This is a genomic window from Streptomyces anandii JCM 4720, assembly GCF_014650655.1.
Classification (GTDB): Bacteria; Actinomycetota; Actinomycetes; order Streptomycetales; family Streptomycetaceae; genus Streptomyces; species Streptomyces anandii.
On sequence record NZ_BMVJ01000005.1, the window covers coordinates 49,043 to 60,563 of the forward strand.

The 11,521-nt window shown below is 71.3% G+C and carries 11 protein-coding genes; 2 read left to right on the plus strand and 9 right to left on the minus strand.

From position 1 onward, the window contains the following. The 5 genes from IE249_RS11055 to IE249_RS11075 form a co-directional block, all read right to left on the minus strand. The coding region (locus tag IE249_RS11055; protein ID WP_229858114.1) for a DMT family transporter at positions 1 to 764 on the minus strand (764 nt) is incomplete at its 3' end. Positions 765 to 882: 118 nt separating this feature from the next. Further along, positions 883 to 1,521: a PepSY domain-containing protein gene (locus IE249_RS11060; protein ID WP_189704616.1), complete on the minus strand. Its 639-nt coding sequence runs from the start codon at positions 1,519 to 1,521 to the stop codon at positions 883 to 885. 97 nt (positions 1,522 to 1,618) lie between these two features. After that, entirely contained in the window at positions 1,619 to 2,455 is an 837-nt protein-coding gene (locus tag IE249_RS11065; RefSeq protein ID WP_229858117.1) for a YhjD/YihY/BrkB family envelope integrity protein, read from the minus strand. A gap of 199 nt (positions 2,456 to 2,654) precedes the next feature. Continuing rightward, a complete protein-coding gene (locus IE249_RS11070; protein WP_189704617.1) occupies positions 2,655 to 3,026 on the minus strand; it encodes a sensory rhodopsin transducer in 372 nt (123 codons plus the stop codon). A gap of 164 nt (positions 3,027 to 3,190) precedes the next feature. Then, positions 3,191 to 3,751, minus strand: coding sequence for a hemerythrin domain-containing protein (locus IE249_RS11075; RefSeq protein WP_189704618.1), 561 nt, complete (start codon positions 3,749 to 3,751; stop codon positions 3,191 to 3,193). Positions 3,752 to 3,993: 242 nt separating this feature from the next. On the opposite strand from IE249_RS11075, the gene qcrB reads away from it, so the two are divergent. After that, positions 3,994 to 5,640: a cytochrome bc1 complex cytochrome b subunit gene (gene qcrB / locus IE249_RS11080; RefSeq protein WP_189704619.1), complete on the plus strand. Its 1,647-nt coding sequence runs from the start codon at positions 3,994 to 3,996 to the stop codon at positions 5,638 to 5,640. A gap of 51 nt (positions 5,641 to 5,691) precedes the next feature. Here the strand turns inward: qcrB and IE249_RS11085 are convergent, their stop codons facing one another. From IE249_RS11085 to hpnR, 4 genes are all read right to left on the minus strand, one after another. Continuing rightward, entirely contained in the window at positions 5,692 to 6,159 is a 468-nt protein-coding gene (locus IE249_RS11085) for an SPW repeat protein (protein WP_189704620.1), read from the minus strand. A 129-nt stretch (positions 6,160 to 6,288) separates the two neighbouring features. Continuing rightward, complete coding sequence (gene ctaF / locus IE249_RS11090; protein WP_189704621.1) at positions 6,289 to 6,681, minus strand: aa3-type cytochrome oxidase subunit IV; 393 nt, start codon at positions 6,679 to 6,681, stop codon at positions 6,289 to 6,291. Beyond that, a complete protein-coding gene (ctaD, locus tag IE249_RS11095) occupies positions 6,678 to 8,396 on the minus strand; it encodes an aa3-type cytochrome oxidase subunit I (protein ID WP_189704622.1) in 1,719 nt (572 codons plus the stop codon). Before ctaD ends, ctaF begins: the two co-directional genes overlap by 4 nt. A 16-nt stretch (positions 8,397 to 8,412) precedes the next feature. Next, positions 8,413 to 9,936: a hopanoid C-3 methylase HpnR gene (gene hpnR / locus IE249_RS11100; RefSeq protein ID WP_189704623.1), complete on the minus strand. Its 1,524-nt coding sequence runs from the start codon at positions 9,934 to 9,936 to the stop codon at positions 8,413 to 8,415. A gap of 591 nt (positions 9,937 to 10,527) precedes the next feature. Here hpnR and IE249_RS36920 point away from each other — a divergent pair. Beyond that, on the plus strand, positions 10,528 to 11,521 hold a 994-nt coding region (locus tag IE249_RS36920; RefSeq protein ID WP_268249683.1), incomplete at its 3' end, for a thiamine pyrophosphate-binding protein.

Below are 11,521 nucleotides of genomic sequence, written 5' to 3' on the forward strand. Positions count from 1 at the left end.
AGGCCGATCTCCTCCTGGAACAGCACCCAGCCGAGGATCACGCTGGTCACGGCGTCACCGAGGGTGAGCGCGGGCTGCGAGGCCGTCAGGCTGCCGGCCCGGAAGGCGCTCTGCAGCAGCAGGAAGCTCACCGCGCCGGTCGCCAGCGTGACGTACAGGGGCCACTGGGTCAGCACGGCGGCCGGTCCTTGGCCCAGCCGCCCCATGACCTCCTTCATCAGCGCGGCCGTGGCGGCGAAGGACACCGCGGACGCCAGCCCGAGCAGTGCCGCCCGCGACGCCCCGCGCACCGTGCGGGCCACCACGACGACGAGGACGACCACACCCGCCAGCGTCCCTCCCACCGGGAGCCACAGCCCGGGGGTGGCGGTGGCTTTGCCGGCGGAGGGCGCCGCCACGCCCAGGAAGAGGGCCAGACCGAAGGCGAGCGCGGCGAACGCCAGCCAAGTGCGCCGGTCGGGACGGCTGTGGAACACGACGCTGCCGACGGCGAGCGTGAACAGCAGCTCGCTCGCCAGCAGCGGCTGCACGAGGGACAGGCTGCCCACGGCGAGGGCCGCCGCCTGGAGCCCGGTCGACAGCCCGAGCAGCCCGGCGCCGGCCAGCCAGTGCGGGCGCCGCAGCACCCGCCCGAGCCAGCGCAGGGCCTGGCGCGCTCCCGAGCCGCCCCCGGACTCGTCCGTGGCGGCCCGCCGCTGCAGCACCGAGGCCGAGGCGTTGGAGAGCGCGGCGAGCAGCGCGAGTACGACGGTGAGGGCGCTCACGGGCACCTCGGCTGCGACGGCGAACTCCGGGTGGCCGCGCGGCGGCGGCCGGCCCGGGTCCGGACGGACTGGGCCGTGGCGGAGTATCCGGGCCGGCGGGCCGCGAAACACCTCGCCGTCACACGGACACCCGGAACGCGGCACCCGAAACACCCGACGCCGCCGAAGTGCTCGGCGCGGCCGTACTGCTGTCGACCACCTTGCCGCTGGCCGCGTCGATCTCGTACGTGTGCGTGTGCCCCCGCTCGATGGTCGTGATGGTCACGGACCACACCGTCCTGCCGTCCGGCCCCTTCTCCAGCCGGACATCGTTGACCTTGCCGTAGTCGGGCACCTTCACCTTCTCCACCGCCTCCTCGGGCAGCAGCGGCGCGGACCCGACGAGTGCGGCGGTGCCGGCCCTGGCGGCGGCCGACTGACCGGCCGGCACGCTGGTGTTGATCAGCTGCGCTCGCACCGCGTCGAGCCGGACCTCGTGCACCGTGCCGTCCGCGGTGGCCACATCCGTCTTCCACACCGGCCTCGGCGTCGATACGTCGGTCAGGTCCACCGACACCAGCCGGCTGCCGGGCACCTCGTCGAGCGCCTTGCGCACGGCCCGGTCGTAGGGGGCCTCGACGCGGGGCAGCACCTCCGGCGCGCGGGCCGGAGGCGGACCGCTGCACGCGGTGGCCAGCGCGCCCGCGACGGCGAGCACCGACACGGCCGGCGCCCACCGGCGGTACGGCCGGACGCCTCCCGGCAGTGAACGGGCCATGGATCCACCTCGCCTTCCCGGAGCCGTACGGTACGGCTCCGCCGCCGCGTACTCCACGCCTTCAGTGCGCCGCCGCGGAGTGTCCGAAACCGGTGCCCTACGTGTGCGCACGGGGCCACCAGTGGTGCTCGCAGAACCAGCGGCCGAACATGGCGCCGCCGTAGACGACGAAGCCCACTCCGGTGAGCCACGACTCCACGACGAGCACGATGCCGACCGTGCCGTAACTGACCGCGTTGTCGACGATGAGCGGGGTGAAGACCAGGTACGAGAAGACCCGCAGACCGCCGAGGCCCACCATGGTGGCGAGCGCGCCCGGCAGCAGGCTGCGCCAGTGGATCTGGCCGCCCAGCAGGAAGTGCTGCCCCCACCAGAAGAACAGCGCCCCGCTGGCCGCGGACACCACGATGCGCTCGACGCCCTGGAACTGGTGACGGTTCTGCACCTCCTGGTAGAGGTACGCGGTCATCACGGCCAGCCAGGTGGCCTGCCGCCACACCCGGTGCCAGGGGCCGGGCGGCAGGCCCCAGATCCGCTCGTAGCCGTTCTGGACGCTGCCCGCGAAGGAGACGCCGAACACGGCCAGCAGGATCCCGCCCCAGACGCTGGTGGTGCCGATGACCTTCACCGGAGGGGTGATGATGTCGGTGAGCACCCGCGCGGACCGCCCGGACAGGCCCATGCCGTCCACCAGCCACGCCGCGAACCCGCCCTTTCCCAGCGGGTCGGCCGCGGCCACCACGATCAGCAGGGGCGCCAGGGTGACCAGGGAGAGCGTGGCGAAGCCCATCGCCCTGTGCATCAGCTCCAGCTCGCGGCCGCGCCGGAACAGCGCGTAGGCGTGCAGCCAGTGCCAGGCGCGCTCCAGCGGGTCCCGCACCGGTCGTACGGCGTGCGCGACGCGGGATCTCCACCGGGGGCCGGTGCCGCTCATCGCGTCGCGTCCCGCGTCCGTGGGCGGCGGGTGGTCCGTGGGTAGGTGCGCACGGCCACCAGGGTCCGTGCTCCGGCGGCGTCCGGGGACACCTGACACACCAGGGACACGGCCCGGGACCTCGCGGTGGGACCCGGGTGGCCGAACGCCGGGGGCTCTGCGCGGTCCAGCACCCTGGCCTCCCCGGTGTCGCCCGTGTTCAGCGGGCGGCGTAGGCGACGGTCGACAGCAGCGCGTTCGCCGCCTGCCGGCTGTCCAGACGGGTGTGCTGCACGACGATCGGCACGTCGCTGACCAGCACCGAGGCATAGTCGGAGTCGACCGGCACGGAGCCCTCCGGGTCCAGCTCGTTGAACCGCTGGTGCAGGGTCCTGCGCGCGGGGACGGTGACCCGGTAGGGGCCGGCCGGTTCCCGGTCCGGGAAGAAGAGCGTGATCTCCACGTGGGCGTCCTCGTCACCGGTGTTCAGCAGGCACGCCGTCTCATGGCTCGCCATCGACTCCGGGCCGGTACTGGCCCCGGGGATGTATCCCTCGGGGATCGCCCACACACGCTGCCCGATGTGTTCCACGGTTCTGCCTCCTGAGGGGACGCGGTCGGGCCCGGCCTCTTCGGGTCCGGGGCACGGGGAACGCGGCGCGCGGCCTGCGCCGCGGCCACGGGCACCGGGTTCCCGCGCCGCCCCGGAACGCACCTGGCGGCCGCCCGGGAAGAGGCCGCCGGGGACGACGGCTCTCACCGCCGCCCGCGCCGCCCCGTGAAGTCCCTGAGCCGGTCGAGCGGCCCCCACAGCTGGGCGCCGACCTTGACCAGCGCGGCCGAGTCCGGAGCGAGCGGGCGCGGCCGGGTGGGCGCGGACACCTCGGCGGCACGCACCTTCCCGCCGAGCTCGCGCAGCTCGTCCGCCGGGCACAGCGCCTGCAGCCGGGGAAACAGCAACTGTTCCTCCTCGACGAGGTGTTCGGTCACCTTGGTGACCAGTGCCAGCAGCAGCCGCCCGTACTCCTCGCCGTGCGGCTCGGCGTCCTCCAGCGCGGCGATCAGCCACTCGACCTCCTGGTGCTGCGCCAGCTCCCGGTCGGCCCAGCCGTCACCGTCCGGCAGATGGCGGCGCACGGCCGGATACAGGTACTCCTTCTCCGCCACCGAGTGGCGCACCAGCTCGATGCCGGCCCGCTCCACGAGATCCGCGCGCTCGGTGCTGCCCGGCTCCGAGGACCTGATCCGGTCGAAGAGCCCCCGCACCCTGGCGTGGTCCGCCGTCAGCTCCTGGACGATGCCGCTCTGACTGTCCACTCGTGCTCCCTGGTGAGGCGCCGCCCGGACGGGCGGGCGGATCGTGGGGCCGCCCGCGGCGCCGCCGTGCCGGCGGTCCCGGCCCTCACTGCGGCAAAGGGGGTGCCCTCGGCACGCCTGCGCCACGCATCCGGCCCTCCCACCCAAGATTGAAACACCCGGCAGGCGGGCAACCCCGGCCCCGCCGCGCCGTCGGGGGCGGGACGTACGCCGGAGACGACACGAAGGAGCGTGGTGCGGGCGTGCTGATGCGGCGGCGCAGGGCGAGAGCCGAGGCGAGGGCCCGGCAGGCGGCGTTCCAGGCCTACGTCGTCGCGGACCGGCGCGCGCCCGTCTCCGAGCTGGCCGGGCAGTTGTTGCGCAAGGCGTTCCCCGACCACTGGTCCTTCCTGCTCGGGGAGATCGCGCTCTACAGCTTCGCCGTCCTGGTGCTGACCGGCAGCTTCCTGACGCTCTTCTTCGACCCGAGCCTGGCCGAGGCGCCGTACACCGGCTCCTACGCCCCGCTGCGCGGCCTGCTGGTCTCCAAGGCCTACGAGTCGGCGCTCCACCTCAGCTTCGACGTGCGCGGCGGGCTGCTGATGCGTCAGATGCACCACTGGGCGGCGCTGGTCTTCGTGGCCGCGATCGGTGTGCACATGCTCAGGATCTTCTTCACCGGCGCGTTCCGCAGGCCGCGCGAGGTGAACTGGCTCATCGGGGTCACCCTTTTCCTGCTGTCGCTGCTGGAGGGCTTCTGCGGCTACTCCCTGCCCGACGACCTGCTGTCCGGCACGGGGCTGCGCACCGCCAACTCCATCCTGCAGTCGGTCCCGGTGGTCGGGACGTATCTGACCTTCTTCGTGTGGGACGGCCCGTTCCCCGGTACGGCGATCATCCGGCGGCTCTACATCGTGCACGTGCTGTTCGTGCCCGGCCTGCTCATCGCGCTGATCGCGGTGCACCTGTTCATGGTGGTGTACCTGAAGCACACGCAGTGGTCGGAGCCGGGCAAGACCAACCGCAACGTGGTGGGCCAGCCGATGTTCCCCTCGTTCGTCGGCAAGTCCACCGGTCTGTCGCTCACGGTGTTCGGCGTCCTCGCCGCGATGGGGGCCATCGCCCAGATCAACCCCATCTGGGACTTCGGCCCGTACGTCCCCGACCAGGTCTCCACCGACGCCCAGCCGGACTGGTACGTCGGGTTCCTGGAGGGCGCGCTCAGGCTGATGCCCGGGGTGGAGTGGAACATCGCCGGGCACACCTTCATGTGGAACGTGCTGCTTCCGGCGGTGGTGTTGCCGGCGCTGCTCTTCCTCGTGCTGTACGCCTACCCCTTCTTCGAGCGGTGGGTGACCGGGGACCTCGTGGAGCACCATCTGTGCGACCGGCCGCGCGACCGCCCCGTGCGCACCGGGCTCGGCGTCGGGGCCGTGGTCTGGTACGCCGTCCTGCTCCTGGCCGGCGGCAACGACGTCATCGCCGCCACCTTCCACACCTCCGTCAACGGCCTGACGTGGACCTTCCGGGTGCTGTTCTTCGCGGGGCCGGTGCTGGCGTTCCTGATCACCAGACGGGTCTGCCTGGCGCTGCAGATGCACGAGCGGCAGATGATGGAGGAGGGCGAGGAGACGGGCCAGGTGTACCAGGACCTGCCCGGCGGCATGTCGGAGAGTCACGAGCCCCTGGACCACGAGCGCCGCTACAAGCTGCTCGTCCGCGATCTGCCGCGCCCGCTGGAGCGGCCGGGGCCCGGCGCGCCCGCGCGCAGCCGTCTGCGGGCCTCGCTGAGCAGGTGGTACTACGGGGAGCGCGTCGACGCCCCCGCGACCACGGAGGAGCAGTTGCAGATCACCGGCCGCACGGTCGACCCGGTCGCGGGCGGAGTCGGCTCGGGCTCCCAGGAGTGATCCGGCAAGCGCGTCGTGCCCGCCCCCACGGGCACGACGCGCCCCTGTGCGTCACCGGCGGCCCCGTTGTGCGCGGCCGATGGTCAGGCCCAACGCGGCCAGTCCGAGGACTGTGACCACCGCGCCGGTCCAGCAGTTGTTCCAGACGATGCCCGCTCGCGCGCCGTGCGTGAGCGTGACCACCCACGGCGAGATGAACAGCCAGATGCCGAGCGGCACCAGGGTCCAGGACAGGCGGAACATCCGTTCCGGGGCCAGGGCCAGGCCGATTCCGATCAGGCCGATGGTGATGCCGACGAGCAGGTTGTTGACCGTGATCGCGGGCAGGATCGCGAAGTGCACGACCCAGGGCGAGATCGCGGTGTACAGACCGGCCAGGACGATCAGCCCTTCGATCGCCATCGCCGGTCCGGTCGACGCGGTGCGTTCGAGCCGCTCACGCATCTCGGCCATTTCCGGATGCGTGCCCATCATCTCCGGATGGGTGCCCACGTCACTGGAGCGATGTGGATACGACATTGCTGTCGTCTCCTCTCCACAGAGGTTTCCTTTGCCTTGTGCAAGGTTCCCCTATGTGGGTGACTTATGCCCCTTTTATGGAGATTCGTTGGGTCGTTTTCGAGGACGCGGTCCCAGCACCGGCCGCCGTCAGTCGCCCTCGCGTCCCACGAACTCGAACACCATGCCCAGCAACCCGATCGCGAAGATCCCGAAGCCGATCGCGAACAGCCAGGCGCCGTAGACGAGGCCGATGGCGGTCACGGTGACGCCGAGCGCGGTGACGGCCGGGTGGCCGCTCTCGGGCGGGAAGAAGTCGATCCGGCCGGCCCGCTCGTGGATCTCCGCGGTCGGGCGGTCCTCGGGGCGCAGCCCCTTGCGCCGGTAGTTGACCGTGCAGAAGAAGGAGATCACCGACGCCATGAAGCAGGAGACGGTCAGCGCGGCGATGCCCGCGGGCTCCCGGGCGAAATAGATGTAGACCGCGTCGGTGAGCAGGAAGAAGACGGCCACGCCGGCGAAGAGATACGCCTCGGACTTCATTCGCTCTGCGTCCCTAGGGTGTCGGGGGTGGGCTCCACGGTTCCGTGGGCGGCCGGCGGCTCCTCCCGCATCACCTGGGGGTGGTGCAGGTCGAAGGCGGGGGAGTCGGACCGCACCCGCGGCAGCTCGGTGAAGTTGTGCCGGGGCGGGGGACAGGAGGTCGCCCACTCCAGGGACCTGCCGTACCCCCAGGGGTCGTCCAGCTCGACCTTCGGCCCCTGCCGGGCGGTCCTCCACACGTTGTAGAGGAAGGGCAGCGTGGACAGGCCGAGCAGGAAGGCGCCGATGGAGGAGACCATGTTGAGCGCGGTGAAGCCGTCGGCCGCCAGGTAGTCGGCGTAACGGCGCGGCATCCCCGCCTCGCCGAGCCAGTGCTGGACGAGGAAGGTGGTCTGGAAGCCCACGAACAGCGTCCAGAAGTGGACCTTGCCCAGCCGCTCGTCGAGCAGCTTGCCCGTCATCTTCGGCCACCAGAAGTAGAACCCGCCGAACATGGCGAACACGATGGTGCCGAACAGCACGTAGTGCAGGTGCGCGACGACGAAGTAGCTGTCCGTCAGGTGGAAGTCCAGCGCCGGGGAGGCGACCAGGACACCGCTCAGCCCGCCGAGCAGAAAGGTCACCAGGAAGCCGGCCGACCACAGCATCGGCGTCTCGAAGGACAGGCTGCCGTGCCACATCGTGCCGATCCAGTTGAAGAACTTCACCCCGGTCGGCACCGCGATCAGGAACGACATCAGTGAGAAGAACGGCAGAAACACTCCGCCGGTCGCGAACATGTGGTGGGCCCACACGGTGGCCGACAGCATGGTGATCGCGATCGTCGCGCCCACCATGCCGGCGTAGCCGAAGACCGGCTTGCGGCTGAAGACCGGGATGATCTCCGTGACCACGCCGAAGAACGGCAGCGCCACGATGTAGACCTCCGGATGACCGAAGAACCAGAACAGGTGCTGCCACAGCAGGGCGCCGCCGTTGGCGGAGTCGTAGACGTGCGCGCCGAACTTCCGGTCCGCCTCAAGCGCCAGCAGCGCCGCGGTCAGCACCGGGAAGGCCAGCAGCGCCAGGATCGAGGTGAACAGGATGTTCCAGGTGAAGATCGGCATCCGGAACATGGTCATGCCCGGCGCGCGCAGACTGATGATGGTCGCGATGAAGTTGACCGAGCCCAGCGTCGTGCTCAGGCCCGCCACCACCAGCCCCATGGTCCACAGGTCGCCCCCGTGGCCCGGCGAGTGCGCCTGGTCGGTGAGCGGCGAGTACGCGAACCAGCCGAACGGCGCCGCCCCCGACTGGGTCGCGAAGCCGGACAGCACGGTCAGCCCGCCGAACAGGAACAGCCAGTAGGTGAGGGCGTTCAGCCTGGGGAAGGCGACGTCGGGCGCGCCGATCTGCAGCGGCATGATGGCGTTCGCGAAACCGGCGAAGGTCGGCGTGGCGAACAGCAGCATCATGATCGTGCCGTGGATGGTGAACAGCTGGTTGTAGAAGTCCTTGGTGACGATCTGCAGCCCCGGGCGGGCCAGTTCGGCCCGCATCGTCATCGCCATCAGGCCGGCCACCAGGAAGAACCCGAACGCGGTGACCAGGTACAGATGGCCGATCTTCTTGTGGTCGGTGGTGGTCAGGTAGTCCCGGATCCGCTCCCCGGTGCGGCCGCGGGGCGGATGCGTGGTCTCCCGCGGCTCGTCGAGTCGGGGATGTGTCTGTGACATGAGCGCCCTCGGGAGTTCACTGCGCCTGGTCCGCGGCGGGGCCGCCGAGGGGGCGCGGGGACGGACCTGAACGGGGGGACTGCTTGGTGTGGATGTAGAGCTCCCGGCGGTTGCCCACGGGGGCGCCCGGGGGCAGCGGGAGCTCGTAGCGGACGGGCCTGCGGTGGTCGGCCAGTTGCCGGTCCGGGTTGTAGACGCGGTTGAACTTCCAGAGCATGCGGGCGAAGTTGGTCTGGCCGTGCAGGAGCCGGTCGCCGAGGACGCGGGCGGCGCCGAACGCGGTGCGCAGGCCCAGGTGCTTGCGGTTGATGACGGACTGGGTGCGCACGAGTTCGGCATAGAAGCGGTCGAGCGGCAGGGTCGTGGGCACGACGGCGTGCTGGATGTCGAACAGCCGGTAGTCGCGTGTGGTCAGCCGCCGGGACTCGGTGTGCCAGATCTCCGTGCCGGGGTACGGCGTCATCACGGTCAGATGGACGATCTCCGGCACGGACAGCGCGAACTCCCGCACCAGGCGGAAGCGTTCCTCGTCCCAGGCCGGGTCCACGATCAGGTTGATGGCGACGTTGATGCCGAGGCGCCGTGCGGTCTCCAGGGCGCGGAAGTTGTCGTCGGGGTCGACCCGCTTGCGGAACAGGTCCAGGCCCTCGGCGTCGAGGGCCTCCATGCCGAGGAACATGTACCGCAGGCCCAGCCGCGTCCAGCGCTCGAACACCTCGGTGTTGCGCAGCAGCACGTCCGCGCGGGTCTCCAGGTAGTACTGCTTGCGGATGCGCCGCTTCTCCAGTTCGGCGGCGATGGCGTCGCCGTGCTCGGGGCGGATGAAGGCCACGTCGTCGACGATGAAGACGTTGGGCTCCTGGATGGAGGCGAGCTCCTCGGCGGCGGCCCGCGGGCTCGCCTTGCGGTAGCTGCGGCCGTAGAAGGTCCACGCCGAGCAGAAGGAGCAGTCCCAGGGGCAGCCGCGGGTGAACTCGATGGAGGCGCACGGGTCGAGCTCGCCGATGAAGTAGCGGCGGCGGTGGCGCATGAGGTCACGGGCGGGCCTCGGGCTGTCGATGCTGTGCAGCATCTTCGGTGCCGGCCCCCACCCGTCGGCGGTGACGATCCCCGGCACCTGCGCGAGGCCTCCGTCGCGCACCGCCCCGAGCAGCGGGGCCATGGCCGGCTCGCCCTCGCCCCGTACGACCGCGTCGACGCAGCCCTCGGCCTGGCGCAGCACGTCATTGGCGACGAACGAGACGCTGTGCCCTCCGAAGAAGACGAAGCAGTCCGGCAGGTCCCGCTTGACAGCGCGGGACAGGTCGATCGCCTCGGGGATGTTGGCCAGGTAGTTCAGCGAGAAGCCGACGACCTCGGGGCGGAAGGAGTGAACGGCCGCGCGCAGGTCCTTGTGCCTGAGCACCTGCAGGTCGACCACGCGGACCTCGTGCCCGGCCTCGCGGGCCGCGGCGGCCACCCGCTCCAGACCGAGCGGCTCCAGCCTGAGGAAGATCTCGGAATACATCAGGGGGCTGGGGTGGACGAGAAGTACACGCATGGATCACCTCGAAGTGCGCGGCGGGACGCGGGGGAGCAACGGGCGACCGGCTCCGCAAGCGTGCGCCGGCCGGCCGGTCCGGCGCCCCGCGCGGCCACCGGCCCGCCGCGACGCCGCCGGACGCCTCACGGCCCTGCCGCGCATACGCCCGCCCGCACACGCGCGGTGACGCGGGGCGGGGTCCGTCGTGTCCACGCGCGTCCCCGGTCCCCCCCGGCGCCCGTGCGGGCGCGGCATGCCGACGGGTCGCGGCGGGCGCGGCGGCCGGGGACGCTGTGCGAGGTCTGCAAGGGAGGCTTCCCGATCGGTGGACGGCTGCGCCCCGGCGCACCAGGGCGCACAGGGCATGCGACCGGTCCCCGCTCCGACCCCGCGTCATGCAGGTGTTCCGCCGCCTGCCGTGCGGCTTCCCCCTCGTGGACGACCGCACGGCGTGTCGCGCCCGGCGGCCGCTCCGGCACCGGACCGGGCGCGGTCCGCGTGCGAACCCGCCGCGGCTGGGTGAGGGTGACGGAAGCGGGCCGGTCGTTTACCCGCCCTCTCATGGGTCACCCACAGGTGACGGCAGAGGTGTCCTCGAAGGAGAGCGTCATGACCCTGGTGGCCGACTTCGTACTGCAACGCCTGAGCGAGTGGGGCGTGGGACGCGTCTACGGATATCCCGGGGACGGGATCAACGGCCTGCTCGGCGCCTTCGACCGGGCCAAGGGGGACCCGGAGTTCATCCAGGTCCGGCACGAGGAGATGGCCGCGTTCATGGCCTGCGCGCACGCCAAGTTCACGGGCGAGGTGGGCTGCTGCACGGCCACCTCGGGACCCGGCGCGGTCCACCTGCTCAACGGGCTCTACGACGCCAAGCTCGACCACCAGCCCGTGGTGGCCGTGATCGGCCAGCAGAAGCGGCTGAGCCTGGGCGCGCACTACCAGCAGGAGATCCACCTGGACCGGCTGTTCGCGGACGTCTCGGAGTACTGCCAGATCGTGATGCATCCCGGCCAGGCCCGGCACGTCATCGACCGTGCCTTCAAGACGGCCCTGACCACGCGGGGCGTCGCCACGGTGATCATCCCCGAGGACATCCAGGAGAGCGACGCCATGCCGTCGCCGCCGAAGATGCACGGCTCGGTGTTCTCCAGCGTCGGCTGGAGCAGGCCCCGCGTCCTGCCCGACCCCGGCGAGCTGCGCAAGGCCGCGGACATCCTCAACGAGGGCAGCAAGGTCGCCATGCTCATCGGCCAGGGCGCGGCGGAGGCCGAGGCCGAGGTAGTGGAGGTCGCCGAACTGCTCGGGGCCGGTGTCGCCAAGGCCCTGCTCGGCCGCGAGGTGCTCCCGGACGACCTGCCCTTCGTCACCGGCCCCATCGGCCTCCTCGGCACCAAGGCCAGCGACAACATGATCAAGAACTGCGACACCCTGTTCATGGTCGGCAGCAGCTTCCCGTACTCCGAATGGCTGCCCGACGAGGGCCAGGCCCGGGGCGTCGAGATCGACATCGACGGGCGCATGATCGGCATCCGCTACCCGATGGACGCCCATCTCGTCGGCGACTCCAGGGAGACCCTCAAGGCCCTGCTGCCGCTGCTGG

Coding starts and splice junctions, on each gene's coding strand:
- ctaD (WP_189704622.1), bottom strand. CDS start 8,396: ATGTCACAGACACATCCCCGACTCGACGAGCCGCGGGAGACCACGCAT.
- IE249_RS11060 (WP_189704616.1), bottom strand. CDS start 1,521: ATGGCCCGTTCACTGCCGGGAGGCGTCCGGCCGTACCGCCGGTGGGCG.
- hpnR (WP_189704623.1), bottom strand. CDS start 9,936: ATGCGTGTACTTCTCGTCCACCCCAGCCCCCTGATGTATTCCGAGATC.
- IE249_RS11085 (WP_189704620.1), bottom strand. CDS start 6,159: ATGTCGTATCCACATCGCTCCAGTGACGTGGGCACCCATCCGGAGATG.
- IE249_RS11065 (WP_229858117.1), bottom strand. CDS start 2,455: ATGAGCGGCACCGGCCCCCGGTGGAGATCCCGCGTCGCGCACGCCGTA.
- ctaF (WP_189704621.1), bottom strand. CDS start 6,681: ATGAAGTCCGAGGCGTATCTCTTCGCCGGCGTGGCCGTCTTCTTCCTG.